Annotated in this window: 16 protein-coding genes; 8 read left to right on the forward strand and 8 right to left on the reverse strand. The window is 71.4% G+C overall.

The window, feature by feature from the left end; genetic code table 11:
• Nucleotides 1–4: 4 nt before the first annotated feature.
• From O2L52_RS06645 to O2L52_RS06665, 5 genes are all read left to right on the forward strand, one after another.
• Nucleotides 5–1987: an alpha/beta hydrolase family protein gene (locus O2L52_RS06645; RefSeq protein ID WP_270114566.1), complete on the forward strand. Its 1983-nt coding sequence runs from the start codon at nucleotides 5–7 to the stop codon at nucleotides 1985–1987.
• On the forward strand, nucleotides 1984–2907 hold the full coding sequence (locus O2L52_RS06650) for a S66 peptidase family protein (protein ID WP_270114567.1): 924 nt from the start codon (nucleotides 1984–1986) through the stop codon (nucleotides 2905–2907). Before O2L52_RS06645 ends, O2L52_RS06650 begins: the two co-directional genes overlap by 4 nt.
• A gap of 126 nt (nucleotides 2908–3033) precedes the next feature.
• On the forward strand, nucleotides 3034–4812 hold the full coding sequence (locus O2L52_RS06655; protein ID WP_270114568.1) for a glycoside hydrolase family 3 protein: 1779 nt from the start codon (nucleotides 3034–3036) through the stop codon (nucleotides 4810–4812).
• 13 nt (nucleotides 4813–4825) lie between these two features.
• Nucleotides 4826–6070, forward strand: coding sequence for an exo-beta-N-acetylmuramidase NamZ family protein (locus O2L52_RS06660; RefSeq protein WP_270114569.1), 1245 nt, complete (start codon nucleotides 4826–4828; stop codon nucleotides 6068–6070).
• A 27-nt stretch (nucleotides 6071–6097) separates the two neighbouring features.
• Entirely contained in the window at nucleotides 6098–7837 is a 1740-nt protein-coding gene (locus O2L52_RS06665) for a serine hydrolase domain-containing protein (RefSeq protein ID WP_270114570.1), read from the forward strand.
• Here the strand turns inward: O2L52_RS06665 and O2L52_RS06670 are convergent.
• From O2L52_RS06670 to O2L52_RS06705, 8 genes are all read right to left on the reverse strand, one after another.
• Nucleotides 7834–8835, reverse strand: a complete 1002-nt coding sequence (locus O2L52_RS06670; protein ID WP_270114571.1) for an SDR family oxidoreductase — start codon at nucleotides 8833–8835, stop codon at nucleotides 7834–7836. The two genes, O2L52_RS06665 and O2L52_RS06670, sit on opposite strands and share 4 nt — an antisense overlap.
• Before the next feature lie 44 nt (nucleotides 8836–8879).
• A complete protein-coding gene (locus tag O2L52_RS06675; protein ID WP_270114572.1) occupies nucleotides 8880–9056 on the reverse strand; it encodes a hypothetical protein in 177 nt (58 codons plus the stop codon).
• 81 nt (nucleotides 9057–9137) lie between these two features.
• Nucleotides 9138–9701, reverse strand: coding sequence for a hypothetical protein (locus O2L52_RS06680; protein WP_270114573.1), 564 nt, complete (start codon nucleotides 9699–9701; stop codon nucleotides 9138–9140).
• Nucleotides 9698–10219, reverse strand: coding sequence for a DUF6286 domain-containing protein (locus O2L52_RS06685; RefSeq protein ID WP_270114574.1), 522 nt, complete (start codon nucleotides 10217–10219; stop codon nucleotides 9698–9700). The genes O2L52_RS06680 and O2L52_RS06685 overlap by 4 nt, the downstream gene beginning before the upstream one ends.
• Nucleotides 10216–10584 (reverse strand): hypothetical protein, encoded by a 369-nt coding sequence (locus tag O2L52_RS06690; protein WP_270114575.1) that lies wholly within the window; start codon nucleotides 10582–10584, stop codon nucleotides 10216–10218. The genes O2L52_RS06685 and O2L52_RS06690 overlap by 4 nt, the downstream gene beginning before the upstream one ends.
• The gene (locus O2L52_RS06695) at nucleotides 10577–10753 is read right to left on the reverse strand and encodes a hypothetical protein (protein WP_270114576.1); all 177 of its coding nucleotides are present in this window, start codon (nucleotides 10751–10753) and stop codon (nucleotides 10577–10579) included. Before O2L52_RS06695 ends, O2L52_RS06690 begins: the two co-directional genes overlap by 8 nt.
• Nucleotides 10750–11055, reverse strand: coding sequence for an Asp23/Gls24 family envelope stress response protein (locus O2L52_RS06700; protein ID WP_270114577.1), 306 nt, complete (start codon nucleotides 11053–11055; stop codon nucleotides 10750–10752). The genes O2L52_RS06695 and O2L52_RS06700 overlap by 4 nt, the downstream gene beginning before the upstream one ends.
• Nucleotides 11056–11110: 55 nt before the next feature.
• Nucleotides 11111–11551, reverse strand: coding sequence for an Asp23/Gls24 family envelope stress response protein (locus tag O2L52_RS06705; RefSeq protein WP_270114578.1), 441 nt, complete (start codon nucleotides 11549–11551; stop codon nucleotides 11111–11113).
• Between the two features lie 173 nt (nucleotides 11552–11724).
• Between O2L52_RS06705 and O2L52_RS06710 the strand changes: the two genes are divergently transcribed.
• The 3 genes from O2L52_RS06710 (at nucleotide 11725) to O2L52_RS06720 (ending at nucleotide 14149) form a co-directional block, all read left to right on the forward strand.
• A complete protein-coding gene (locus O2L52_RS06710; RefSeq protein WP_270114579.1) occupies nucleotides 11725–12852 on the forward strand; it encodes a glycoside hydrolase in 1128 nt (375 codons plus the stop codon).
• 6 nt (nucleotides 12853–12858) lie between these two features.
• Nucleotides 12859–13182 (forward strand): hypothetical protein, encoded by a 324-nt coding sequence (locus O2L52_RS06715; protein WP_270114580.1) that lies wholly within the window; start codon nucleotides 12859–12861, stop codon nucleotides 13180–13182.
• A gap of 313 nt (nucleotides 13183–13495) precedes the next feature.
• Entirely contained in the window at nucleotides 13496–14149 is a 654-nt protein-coding gene (locus O2L52_RS06720) for an excalibur calcium-binding domain-containing protein (protein ID WP_270114581.1), read from the forward strand.
• The last annotated feature ends 119 nt before the right edge of the window (nucleotides 14150–14268 follow it).

Raw genomic sequence — 14268 nt, forward strand, 5'->3', positions numbered from 1 at the left:
CGCAATGGTGCAGCAGTCCCCTTACGGTGCTTGGGAATCGCCCATCACCGTCGACATGGTCGCGGCCGCCGACGGGCGGCCGGGGTACCTCGGCGCGGTCGGTTCGGAGCTGTGGTGGACCGAGCCGCGTCCCGATGAGGGCGGGCGGCGGGCGCTCATGCGCCTGAAGGCCGACGGGACCGTCGAGTCGGTCCTGCCGGCGCCTTGGAACGTGCGCAACCGGGTCCACGAGTATGGCGGGCGGCCCTGGGCGGGCGCGATCGGGGAGGACGGCAGCCCGGTCATCGTCTTCACGAACTTCGACGACCAGCGCCTGTACGTGTTCGAGCCGGACCGGTGGCGCGATCCGCTGCCGGTCTCCCCCGCGCCGCGGGCGCCCGGGGGGCTGCGCTGGTCCGACCCGGTGGTCGACATGGAGCGGTTTGAGGCCTGGGCGGTCATGGAGGAGCACACCGGGCCGCACCCCACGGACGTCCGCCGGGTGCTCGCCTCGGTCGACCTCACCAGTTACGGGGAGGACGCGCGGGTGCGCGAGCTGACCGACGACTCGTACCGGTTCCTCACCGGACCGAAAGTGAGCGCCGACGGCGGCTCGGTCGCGTGGATCGCCTGGAACCACCCGCACATGCCTTGGGACGAGACGGAACTGCGGGTCGCCGAGGTCACCGGGGACGGGAAGCTCATCGAGACCCGCACGGTCGCCGGGGGCGGCGGGGAGTCGATCGCGCAGGTCGAGTGGTCCCGCGACAACACGCTGGTCTTCGCCTCGGACCGCACCGGCTGGTGGAACCTGCACTGGATCGACCCGCTCACGTTGGAGTCCGGCGCGGTGCACGAGGCCGAGGCCGAGTTCGCCGGGCCGATGTGGGACCTCGGCAAGGCCTGGTTCGGCATCCTCGCCAGCGGGGACATCGCGGCCGTGCACGGCAGGGGCGAAGGGCGGCTCGGCGTCTTCGACGCGTGGGACCGCACCATGAACCTCGTGGAAGGGCCTTGGACCGAGTGGGCGCCGGGGATCGCCGCGGTCGGCGACCGGGTGTACGGCCTGGCCGCGAGCGCCGCCACCGGCTACGAGGTGGTCGAGGTCGACACCATGGCGGGCACGACCCGGGTCGTCGCCGCCGAGCACAAGGACACTGTGGACCCGACTTACTACCCGGTGCCGGAGCACCGCACGTTCACGGGCGTCGGCGGCCGCGAGATCCACGCGCACGTCTACCCGCCCCGGAACCCCGAGTACGAAGGGTCCGAGGGGGAACTGCCGCCGTACGCGGTGTGGGTCCACGGCGGGCCCACGAGCCACGTGCGGGCGGTGCTCGACATGGAGCTGGCCTACTTCACCTCCCGCGGCATCGGCGTGGTCGAGGTGAACTACGGCGGGTCCACCGGATACGGGCGCGAGTACCGGGAGCGGCTGCGCGAACGCTGGGGCGAGGTGGACGTGGAGGACTGCGCGGCCGTGGCCCGGGCGCTGGCCGCCGAGGGCACGGCCGATCCGGCGCGCATCGCGATCCGGGGCGGCAGCGCCGGCGGCTGGACCGCCGCCGCCTCGCTCACTTCGCCTGCGTCCCAAGGGGTCTATGCGTGCGCGGTGGTGAAGTACCCGATCCTGGACCTCTCGGGCTGGACCGGGAACGACACGCACGACTTCGAATCGCAGTACGTGTACTCGCTCGTGGGCCCGCCCGAGGTCCTCGAGGAGCGGTCGGCCGAGCGCTCGCCCGTGCACCACGCCGACCGCATCGAGGTGCCGTTCATCCTGCTCCAGGGCCTGGAGGACGAGGTGTGCCCGCCCGCGCAGGCCGAGAAGCTGCTGCAGGCCGTGGCGGGCCGGGGCGTGCCGCACGCCTACCGCACCTACGAGGGCGAGCAGCACGGCTTCCGCCGCGACGCGACGATCGTGGACGCGGTGCTCGCCGAGCACGCCCTGTACGCGGAGGTCTTCGCATTCCCCGGCCCCGACTTCGACCTGGAGCTGCGGCCTTGAGCCTCGCACCGCTGCGCCGCCCGAGGCGGCTCGTCCCCGGCGACCGCATCGCGGTCGTCTCCCCCGCGAGCCCGTTCCCCCAGGGCGGCCTGGACGCCGGGCTCGCGGTGCTGCGCGGCTGGGGCCTAGAACCGGTCGTGATGCCGAGCGCCGCCGCGACCACGGGGTTCCTCGCCGGGCACGACGAGGCGCGGGCGGCCGACTTCGCGAAGGCCTGGCTCGACCCGTCGATCGCGGCCGTCATCGCCTCGCGCGGCGGGTACGGCTCGCAGCGGATGATCGAGCTCGTCGACTGGGAGGCCCTGCGCGGGGCCGAACCGAAGGCGTTCATCGGGTTCAGCGACATGACGGCCGTGCACGAGGCGATCGCGCTGGAACTGGGCGTCGCCTCGGTCCACGGCCCCATGCCGACCTGGACGCAGTTCACCGGCGGCCCCGGGATGCAGGAGCACCTGCGGCTCCACCTCCTCGAACCCGAACGGGTGCAGCGCATCGACTCCCCCACCGCCGCGCCGCTGCGGGGCGGCGCCGCCACCGGGGTCACCTTCGGCGGCACGCTGACGCTCCTGGCCGCCGAGGCCGGCACGGTCCACCACCGGCGGGACGTCGCGGGCGGGCTGCTGCTCCTGGAGGACATCGGCGAGGAGCCCTACCGCATCGACCGGGCCCTGACGCAGCTGCGGCGGGCCGGGTACTTCGACGGGCTCGCCGGTGTCGTGCTCGGGTCCTGGGCCGACTGCGGCCCCTATGAGGGGGTCAGAGCGGTTCTGTACGACCAGTTCGCCGGCATCGGCGTGCCCGTGGTGGAGGAGTTCGGGTTCGGGCACTGCGCCGGATCGCTCACGATCCCGCTGGGCGTCGAGGCCCGCCTCGACGCGGACGCCGGGACCCTCCACTTCGCGGTCCCGGCGCTCGACTGATCCTCTCTTGAAAATATTCTCCGTAGTCTTGCCTTGACTTGAAGTTTTCTGCCAGGATGAGCCGATCGGGATAACCGGCTCATATAGGGCCGCGTCGATCCCGGCCGCCCCACCCTGGAGGAGCCCATGACGCATCCCCGCCGGACCGTGCTCGCCGCCGCCCTCGGCGCCGCCGCCGCTGCCGCCACCACCGGAACCGCCGCAGCAGGCGGCGGCCAGAGCGAGAAGCGGTTCGTCAAGCGCCGCTTGAAGGCCATGAGCCTGCAGGAGAAGGTGGGCCAGCTCTTCACCGTCTACGCGTACGGGCGCACCGCCGACACCACCGACGCCGCCGACGTGGCGAAGAACCAGGAGACCCACGGCGTGGACAACGCCGCCGAGCTCATCGCCACGTACAAAGTGGGCGGCATCATCTACTTCGCGTGGTCCAACAACGTCGCGAACCCCGACCAGATCACCGGCCTCTCCAACGGCCTCCAGGCGGCGTCCACAGCGGACGGCGGCGAGCCGCTGCTCATCGCCACCGACCAGGAGCACGGCCTCGTCGTGCGCATCACCGCGCCCGCCACGCAGCTGCCCGGCGCGATGGCGCTCGGCGCCACCCACGACACCGGCGCCGCCTACGACGCGGCCGTCATCAGCGGCACCGAGCTGCGCGCGATGGGCCTGAACCTGAACTTCGCGCCGGACGCGGACGTCAACGTCAACCCGGCCAACCCGGTGATCGGCGTGCGCTCCTTCGGGTCCGACGCCGCCCACGTCGCCGGCTTCGCCGCCGCCCAGGTCGAGGGCTACCAGGCCCGCGGCGACCTCGCGGCCACGGTGAAGCACTTCCCCGGCCACGGCGACACCGAGGACGACAGCCACACCGACCTCCCGCAGATCGACCACACCTACGAGGAGTGGCAGGAGGTCGACGCGCCGCCGTTCCGCGCCGCGATCGACGCCGGGGTCGGCGCGATCATGAGCGCCCACATCCAGTTCCCGGCCCTCGACCCGACCCTCACCCCCGCCACGCTCTCCAAGCCCATCCTCACCGGGCTGCTGCGCGAAGAGCTCGGCTACGAGGGCGTCATCGTCACCGACTCCCTCGCCATGGAGGGCGTGCGCGAAGGCTACGGCGACGACCGCATCCCCGTGCTCGCGCTGCAGGCCGGGATCGACATGCTGCTCATGCCCGTCGACCTCGACCTCGCATACAACGCGGTCCTCAACGCCGTCGCCGACGGCGAGCTCACCGAGCGGCGCATCGACCAGTCCGTGACGCGCATCCTCGGACTCAAGTACCGGCTCGGGCTGTACGACAACCCGTACGCCGACCCTGACGAGGTGGCCGCGATCGTCGGCACCACCGCGAATCTCGAAGCGGCCCAAGCACTCTCGGACCGCACTACCACCCTCGTCCACAACGACGGGATCCTGCCGGTCCCCCACGACGGCGGCCCGCTGCTGGTCACCGGCTGGGGCGAGACCACCACGAACCTTCTCACCGCCGAGTTCACGAAGCGCGGCTTCACCCCGACCCGGGTCGTCACCGGCATCGCCCCGACGCAGGCGCAGATCAACGCCGCCGTCGCCGCCGCGAACGGTAAGAGCTTCATCGTGGTCAGCACCAACGGCGTCGCCGACAACCCCTCCCAGGCGGCACTCGTCAAGGCGCTCGCCGCCACCGGCGTGCCCGTGGTCGCGCTCGGCGTCAGGAACCCCTACGACATCGCGCACCTCACCGAGGACGTCAACGCTTACCTGGCGACCTACTCGTACTCCGCCGACGCCCTCGAATCGGCCGTCGCCGCCGTCCTCGGGCACCTCGACCCGCAGGGGCGGCTGCCCGTGGACATCCCGCGGGCCGACGACCCCGAATCGGTCCTGTACGCCTTCGGCCACGGCCTCTCGTACGAGTGAAGGGGCGGATTCCATGCAGCGCAGACGACTCCTCGGGAGCGCCCTCGCCGGGGCCGCACTCGCGACCACCGCCGCCGTCCCGGCCCGGGCCGGAGGCCGCAGGGTCCGCACCGGCATCGAAGTCCTCGCCGACGACGACTTCGCCGAACTCGCCGGCCAGAAGGTCGGGATCATCGCCAACCCCACGAGCGTGCTCCCCGACCTGAGCCACGAGGTCGACCGCATGCACGCCGGCGGCAAGGTCGACATCGCGGCCGTGTTCGGCCCCGAGCACGGCTTCCGCGGCGTCTCGCAGGCCGGCGAGGGCGAGGACTTCTTCCTCGACCCGAAGACCGGCCTCCCGGTGTACAACGCGTACAACAACAAGGACCAGATGGCCGCGCTCCTCGCCGACACCGGCGTCGAGACCCTCGTCTTCGACATCCAGGACGTGGGTTCGCGGTTCTACACCTACATCTGGACCATGTACCTCGCCCTGGAGGCGGCCGGGCAGCTCGGCCTGCGGTTCGTCGTGCTCGACCGCCCGAACCCGATCACCGGCCGCGAGGCGAGCGGGCCCGTACTCCACCCCGAGCACGCCACGTTCGTCGGCCTCAAGCCGATCGCGCAGCGCCACGGCATGACCGTGGGCGAACTCGCGTCCCTGTTCAACGGCGAGTTCGTGCCCGCCCCGGCCGACCTCCACGTCGTCAAGATGCGCGGCTGGAAGCGGGGCATGCACTTCGAGGAGACCGGCCTGCCGTGGGTCGCGCCCTCCCCGAACATGCCCACCGTCGCCACCGCCGCCGCCTACCCCGGAACCTGCCTGTTCGAGGCCACCGCGCTCTCGGAGGGGCGCGGCACGACCAAGCCGTTCGAACTGCTCGGGGCTCCCGGCATCGACCACGCGTGGGCCGAGGCCGTGCAAGGGCTGCCCGGGACCCGCTTCCGCGAGGCCTACTTCACGCCGACGTTCTCGAAATGGGCCGGCAAGGTCTGCGGCGGCGTCGAACTCCAGGTCACCTCGCGGCGGGACTTCGACCCGATCCGGACGGCGCTCGCGATGATCATCGCCCAGCGCCGCGCCTACCCGCAGTACGGGTGGCGCTCGCAGGACACGACCTCGTTCTGGCTGGACAAGCTCACCGGCAACCAGGCCGTTCGCCTCGCCATCGAGGCGGACGCCGACGTCGACGAGGTGACGACGCTCTGGGCCGACGAATTGGATGCGTTTTCCGAGCAAAGAGAATCGTACTTGCTCTATCGCGGCACCGCTTAGTGATGGCACGATAACCAGGAGACACGAATGCAGCGTCGAACCATGCTCGGGGGCGCGGCGGGGGCGGCGCTGGCGCTCGCGTTCGCCTCCCGCGCCAACGCCGAGGAGATCCCCTCAATGCCCGAACTCACCGGCCCGCCAACGGCCGGCCCCTACGACGTGACCTTCCCTGAAACCCCTGCACGACTGCGGTACGGATCCTGCCGCGAAGCCCGGCTCACGCCCGCCCACATCGCCCGCATCGCCCCCGGCCTCGACGCCTTCATGGAGGGGCCGGCCCCCGCGTTCCCCGGCTACACCGTGCTCGCGGCGCGTGACGGCGTCGTCGTCGAACACGCCGCCGGCGGCCACCGGCTGCGCTACTCAGGTTGGGACGAGGCGACGAAGACCGCGGTCGAACTGCCCCGGGAGGAGTTGCTGCCCGCCGCCCGCGACACCGTCTACGACCTGGCCTCCATCTCGAAGCTCTTCACCGCCACCGTCACCGGCGCGCTCATGGACGAGGGCCGCATCGACCTCAAACTGCCCGTGGTCGACTACCTGCCCGACTTCGACGCGCTCGACCCGCAGAAGACCCCGATCACCTTGGGGCACCTGCTGTCCCACACCTCCGGGATGATCGCGTTCATCAACCTGTACGACCTCCCCGACGAGCAGTCGCGCATGGAGGCGATCTACGCCCGCCCCCTGCGCAGACCGCCCGGCAGCGGGTACGAGTACTCCGACCTCAACCTGATCGTGCTCGGCAAGATCCTCGAGATCGTCGCCGAGAAGCCCCTCGACGTGCTCGTGGACGAGATCATCTGCGAACCGCTGGGGCTCAGGGACACCGGGTACAACCCGGTCGACCGGGCCCGGACCGCCGCCACCGAGTTCCAGCCGTGGACCGGCCGGAGCGTCGTCCACGGCCAGGTGCACGACGAGAACGCGTGGGCCTTCGGCGGCGTCGCCGGGCACGCCGGGGTCTTCGCCACCGCCTGGGACCTCGCGGTCTTCGGCCAGATGATCCTCAACGGCGGCCGGCACGACGGCACCGAGGTCCTCACCGAGAACACCGCGCGGCTCGTCTTCACCGACATGAACGCCGGCATGGGCGAGAGCGCCGCGCGCGGCCTCGGCTGGCAGCTCGGCCAGCGCTGGTACATGGACGCGATGAGCTCGCCGGTCACGGTGGGCCACACCGGGTACACCGGGACGTCGCTCGTGCTCGACCCGCTCGCCGGGACGCTGCTCGTGCTCTTGACGAACCGGGTGCACCCGACGCGGAACCGGGGCACGGCGAGCGCGTACCGGCGGGCGGCGAGCCGCCCGATGGGCCGGGCCGTGCCGGTGCGGATCAAGGACCGGGCCTGGTACGCGGGTCAGGCCGACGCCGCGACCGCGACGCTGACGGGCATGCTGCCGCGGGCGGTCTCGGGGGCGAAGGCCTCGTTCAAGCTCTGGTACGACACCGAGGCGACCGATGTGGGCGTGCTCGAGGCGAGCCCGGACGGTGCGGTGTGGACGGCGGTGCCGCTGGACCTGCGCACGGAGGACCACTGCTGGCGTGTCGAGGGCGTGTTCTCGGGTTTCGCGGGACGGCAGTGGATCGACGCGGAAGCGGTGCTGCCGCAAGGGACGTCGCGGGTGCGGTGGCGGTACACGAGCGACCCGAACTACCAGGGCCGCGGCGTGTACGTCGAGAAGGTCCGGGTGCGCGAGGGCCGCGCCCTGCTGTGCGAGGACGCGGACCTCGAGCCCGACGGCTGGGAGCTGGTGGGCGACTAGTCGATCGGCCGGGGCGCGTAGGCCTCGGCCAGCCGGTCCATGGTCTTGTCGATGTCGGCGTCGACGGTCTGGTGCTCGGGGTGGGCGTCGTACCAGGCGACGACCTCGCGGGCGCCGAGCCTGTACGGGGTCGCACCGAGCCCGAACTCGGGGACGAGGCGCTTGAGCTTCGCGTTGTCGAAGACCATCGAGTGGGCCTTGTCGCCGAGGAGGCCGGCGCCCCAGCGGGGGTCGGCGGCGGCGATGGCGTCGCTGGGGACGTGGACGAGGTTCGGTTCCACGCCTGCGGCTTCGGCGACCCAGCCGAAGATCTGGTTCCAGGTGGGGGCCTCGTCGCCGGTGATGTGGAAGGCCTCGCCGATGGCGTCGTCCCGGCCGAGGAGGCCGGCGAAGCCGACGGCGAAGTCGCGGGCGTGCGTGATGGTCCACAGTGATGTGCCGTCGCCGTGCACGACGACGGGCTTGCCCGAGCGCATCCGGTCGAGCACGGTGTAGCCGCCGTCGAAGGGCAGCATGGTCTCGTCGTAGGTGTGCGAGGGCCGGATGATGGTGGCGGGGAAGCCGTTGTCGCGGTAGGCCTTGACGAGGAGGTCCTCGCAGGCGATCTTGTCGCGCGAGTACTGCCAGAACGGGTTGCGCAGCGGGGTGGACTCGGTGACGGGCAGGCGCGCGGGCGGGGTCTGGTAGGCGCTCGCGGAGCTGATGAACAGGTACTGGCCGGTGCGGTCGGCGTACAGGTCGATGTCGCGCTGGACCTGCTCGGGGGTGAAGTTGACCCAGTTGACGACGGCGTCGAAGGTGCGGTCGGCGAGGGCCTCGCGCACGGACTGCGGGTCGTTGGCGTCGCCGGTGAGGAGGGCGACCTCGGGCGGGAGGGTCCGCTCGGAGGTCCGCCCGCGGTTGAGGACGGTGACGTCCATGCCGCGGCGCACGGCCTCGCGGACGCAGGAGGTGGAGATGCGGCCGGTACCGCCGATGAACAGCACGCTGACGCTCACGTGAAACCCCTTTTTCGGTCGATGACGGCCCCACCCTACCCGTGTCAGCGGCGTCCGCGCCGGTAGCGGCGGAACGAGCGGCTCTCGCCGCTGAGCAGGGCGCCGGCGACGAACCCGAGCCCGCCGAGGACCAGCACGAGCAGGACGCCCATGGCCTGTCCGACGACGATCGCGAGGGCCAGGAGCATCCCGGCCAGCAGTCCCGTGTACGACGCGCTCATGGCGCCTCCTCGGTGTCAGGGGACCGCGAAGGGGGCGGTCCGATCCACTGTGGGTACCCGGGCTGGGGGCGGTGAATCGTGCTAGTGGACGCGGGGCGTGCGGCGGGCCTTGGCGCGCTTCGGGCCGTCGACGATGACGCGGACGGTGACCTCGCCGTCGGGGAAGGCGGTCGCGACCGATTCGGTGATGGCGTTGGCGGCGTTGATGAGCGAGGCGCCGTCGGCGCGCGGGTCGACGTGGGCGTGGAGGGACACGAGCTGGCCGCCGCGGATTTCGAAGCGGCGGCTGGTGACGCGGTCGACGGGCGCGTTCCGTTCGAGGTCGGTGCGCAGGCGGGGCGCGACGGAGCGCACGTCCAAGTCGATCCGGTCGGAGCCGGTGGCGGCCAGGGCTACCCGGCCTTCGGTGGGGCGCGGGAGCCGCGCGATGAGCCACCAGAGCGCGAGGACCGCGAGCACCACTGCGGCTGCGAGTGCGGCCCAGGCGAACCAGTCGGCCTCCACAGTGGTGTTCACTTCGTCGGTCTCGATCCGGTTCCACACGCCGGCGAGGTCGAAGCGCCAGTCGATCACGGCCGCGCCCGCGGCCAGGAGCAGCAGGCCGATGACGGCGGAAGCGGGGCGGTCGGCCACGGGTCTCCTCATCGGCTCGCCTCCTTGGCCTGCACGGCGACTTCGAGTTCGGCGAGCCCGTCCAGGCGGTCGCCCACGGCTTCCATGATGTCGGCGACGGCCGCTTCGTTGCCGGGCGCGAGCAGGGCCTTGACCTTGAGGCGGCGGCGGCGCAGCTCGCTGTGGGCGTGGAGGACGCCGGGGGCGCGCCCTGCGGCGTCCGAGGCGAGCGCCTCCACGACGCGCGGCGAGACCCAGAGGTCGCCGGGCCCGTCGGCGGGCAGGTGGCTGCGGCGGGCGGGCAGGAACGCGGCGATGAGGAACCACAGGCCGATGAGGGCGGCGGCGATCCCGGCGATGAGGACCCAGACCGAGGGCTGCGCGTCGTCAAGGGACGCAAAGGCAGTGCGCAGCCACGAGTCGGCGCCGATCCAGCCCAGCTCGGCCGCGGCGTGCTGGCCGAGGACCACGGCGAAACCGCCGAGCAGGAGCGCGGCGATGACCGCGGGCCAGGCGGCGGCGGGCGTGCGGCGGGGATCGCGGACCTTCATAGAACCCTCCGCTCGGCCTGCCTGGGGGCGTCGACGAGATGGACCACGACGTCGAGGGCGGCCATGTCGTAACCGGTGATGCGGGCGGTCTCGGCGCGCACGCGGGCGGTGAGGTCGCGGGAGACGGCGCCGACCGGGCCGGGCCAGACGACGCCCACGTCCAGGTGGGCCCAGATCCGGCCGTGCTTGACGGTGGCGCGGGCGCGCGGGCGGCGCGAGGCGGCGGTGCCCGCGCAGGCGAGCGCGGCCCCTTCGAGGATGTGGGCGACCGCGGCGTCGGCCAGGCGCAGTTCGCCGCGTGATTCGGGGGACCGGTCCGCTCCGGTGCCGGGGAGGTCGGCGAGGCTGAAGGCGTCCTCAGTCACGGCGGCCTCGGAAGCGCTCGAGGACGTCGACCTCGCCGCTGAGCTTCCCGGCGACGGCGAAGCCGATCGCGCCGAGGACGACGGCGAGCAGGAACCCGGTGAAGCCGCCGCCGATGACGGCCAGCGCCAGCAGCAGGCCGGCCACCAGGCCGGCGAAGGAAGCCTTCATGGTCTGTCCTCTTTCCTCGGTTCGTCCACGTCTTCGACGGTGACGATGACGGGCCGCCCGCCGGCGAGCGGTGCGACCGCCGTGCGGATCGCGGCGGCGGTCCGCGGGATGTCGGCGTCCCATTCGACGGCGACGTGGACCTCGCAGGCGGTGTCGCCCAGGCGCAGGCCCGGAATGCGGCGGCCGGGCAGCAGCACGGCGATCTCGCCCTGCACGCCGCCGTGCAGGCCGCTCACGCCGGGGGCGTCGCGGACGGCGGCGGCGATGGCGTCCGCGTCGGCGGCGAAGTCGTCGTTCGGCATCTCCTCGGCCCTGCTCCTCGGCTGCGTGCTCGGGCCCGGTGCTGTCGCGACCGGGCTATTCGACCCGCGGTTCGCCCTCGGGTTCGCCGTCGGACTCGTCGGGCAGGTGCACGTCGTGGACGGTGAGGTTGACTTCGGTGACTTCGAGGCCGGTCATGCGCTCGACCGAGGCGATGACGTTGCGGCGCACGCCGGCGGCGAGGTCGGCGATGGCGACCCCGTACTCGGCGACGACGTCGAGGTCGACGGCGGCCTGGCGTTCGCCGACTTCGACGGAGACGCCCTGGCCGTAGTTGGTGCGGGAGCCGGGGATGCGTTCGCGGAGGGCGCCGACGGCGCGGCTGCCGGAGCCGCCGAGCTGGTGGACGCCCTCGACCTCGCGGGTGGCGATCCCGGCGATCTTGGCGACCACCTGGTCGGCGATCACGGTCTTGCCCTGGTCGCTGGCGAGCGGGCCGTCGTCTTTGAACTCGGCCGCAGCGCGTTTCTCCGTCATCACTGACCTCCCTTGTCGCGATCCGCCCTCCACCGTCGCACAGGAGTCCGCGAGTTGTCACGGAAAGTGACGAACAGGGGGTGGCGGGCTTATTCTCATCCTTTATCGAAGGAGTTGACTTTCTCGATGCCCGGTGCCATCATCGGAGGCATCGCGACCCTCTGGAGGCCCTCATGCGACGACGCACCCTCATCTCCGCCGCCGGCGCCGGCTCGCTCGGCGCCCTCGCCGCGCCCGGCGCGGCGCAGGCCGACTACTCGACCACCGTCAACCCCAGCGTGAACTGGGGCACCTGGGAAGGCTGGGGCACCTCGCTCGCCTGGTGGGGCAAGGCCTTCGGCAACCGCAACGACCTCGCGGACATCATGTTCACCCGGGGTAGCGTCGCCTTCGGCGGCGCCACCCTGCCCGGCCTGGGCATGAACATCGTGCGCTACAACGCGGGCGCGTGCTCGTGGAACGCCATCGGCGGCGAGAGCATGGTCGTCTCGCCGAACATGATGCGCTCGCGCCAGATCGAGGGCTACTGGACCGACTGGAACTCCAGCGACCCCGCCTCCGCGAGCTGGAACTGGAACGTCGACAGCGCCCAGCGCAACCTCATGTGGAAGGCCCGCGACCGCGGCGCGAACATCTTCGAGCTGTTCTCGAACTCGCCGATGTGGTGGATGTGCGCGAACCACAACCCCTCCGGCGGCGCGGACGGCAACGCCGACAACCTCCAGTCGTGGAACCGGCAGCAGCACGCCGTCTACATGGCCACCGTCGCGAAGTACGCGCACGACAACTGGGGCGTCGACTTCGACTACGTGGATCCCTTCAACGAGCCCATCGCGAACTGGTGGACGGCCACCGGCACCCAGGAGGGCTGCCACTTCTCCGTGGCCACCCAGTCGATCGTCATCGACCACCTGCGGACGGAGCTGAACAACCGCGGGCTCTCGTGGATGCCCATCACCGCCTCCGACGAGTCCCTGTACGACCAGGCCGTGAGCACCTGGAACGGGCTCACGAGCTCCGCCAAGGGCAAGATCGCGAAGGTCAACGTCCACGGCTACCAGTATGAGAACGGCCGGCGCGACTCCGTGTACAGCGCCGTCAGCGCCGCCGGGAAGAAGCTCTGGAACTCCGAGTACGGCGAGAACGACGCCACCGGAATGCGCCTGGCGCGCAACCTCAACCTCGACTTCCGCTGGCTCCACCCGACAGCCTGGTGCTACTGGCAGGTCCTCGACGGCGGCGGCTGGGGCCTCATCGAGGCGAACAACGAGACCGGCTCGCTCGGCTCCGCGAACGCCTAGTACTTCGTGTACGCCCAGTACGCCCGCCACATCCGGCCCGGCATGCGGATCATCGACGGCGGCGAGGCCAACACCGTCGCCGCCTACGATGCGGGCGCGCGGCGCCTCGTGCTCGTCACCACCAACTACGGCACGGCGCAGACGATCACCTACGACCTCTCGCGGTTCGCCACGGTCCCCAACGGGACGGTCACGCGCTGGTCGACCCAGACCGGCGGCTCCGAGCGGTACGCGCGGTACACGGACACGCAGGTCGCGTCCAAGCGCTTCGCCCGGTCGTTCCCGGCGAACACGGTGCAGACCTTCGAGATCGAGGGCGTGGTCCTCTAGATTCGCTGCTGATCGGCGCGTTGTTTGGTGGTTTTCGGCACGATCGTCCTGTGCCGGAAGCGATCGGAACGCGCCGATTCCCCTTCGCGACCAGGGGCCGGGTCGGCGAATGCAGATCTCGAGTGCCCGGGCCGAGCCGCCGATATCCTGTCTAAGGAGGATCCCGAAGGGGTCGTCGAATAGCACGAAAGCGATGCTATTGGAGGTAGTGATGCATTCACCGTCCTCATCGTCAGTCCACAACGGACGACAGAAAGAGCTCTCTCACCGCAGACGCCCATTGCCTCGGGCGCTGCTCGAAGCAGCGGGGGTGATGACGCTCGTCCTGGGAGTCATCGCGATCACGCCCGCCACCGCAGGAGGAACGCAAGACCGGGAAGTCACCCACCACGTCGAACTGGTCGACTTCCAACCGCTCGACGCGGGCGACGAATCCATGACGGAGGAGTCGGGCGACCGAGGCGGCACTGCAGTCGATCCGCCGATGCAGGAGTCGGACGACCAGAACGGCACCGCAGTCGATCCGCCGATGCAGGAGTCGGACGACCAGAACGGCACCGCAGCCGATCCGCCGATGCAGGAGTCGGACGACCAGGACGGCACCGCAGCCGATCCGCCGATGGAGGACACCGGCGAGCAGTCGGCCGCGGCGGATCAGGCGTTCGAATACGAGAACTGCGACGCGGCCCGCGACGCCGGGGCGGCGCCGGTGACACCGGAAGAGTACGGGTTCGGCCCGCACCTCGACCGCGACAGTGACGGCGTCGGATGCGAGGAATACTTCAGAGCTCCGGAGGCTCCGGAGGCTCCGGAGGACTCCCTGTACCAGAACTGCGACGCCGCTCGCGACGCCGGGCAGGAATCCATCAAGGAAGGCGAGCCCGGGTACGCACCGCACCTGGACGCTGACAACGACGGTGTCGCCTGCGAGGATTTCGGAGCCGCGCAGGTTCCCGAGGACGAGTGAGACGGCAGCCGTGAACGATGCGAGCAATGCGGGCCGCCCGCGCACCAGGCGCGGGCGGCCCGGCGCCTCCGAGGAACGCCGAACGGGGCGGCCGAAACGGCCGTCCCCGCGCAGCGAAC

This window comes from Glycomyces algeriensis (genome assembly GCF_027622855.1).
GTDB lineage: Bacteria > Actinomycetota > Actinomycetes > Mycobacteriales > Micromonosporaceae > Glycomyces > Glycomyces algeriensis.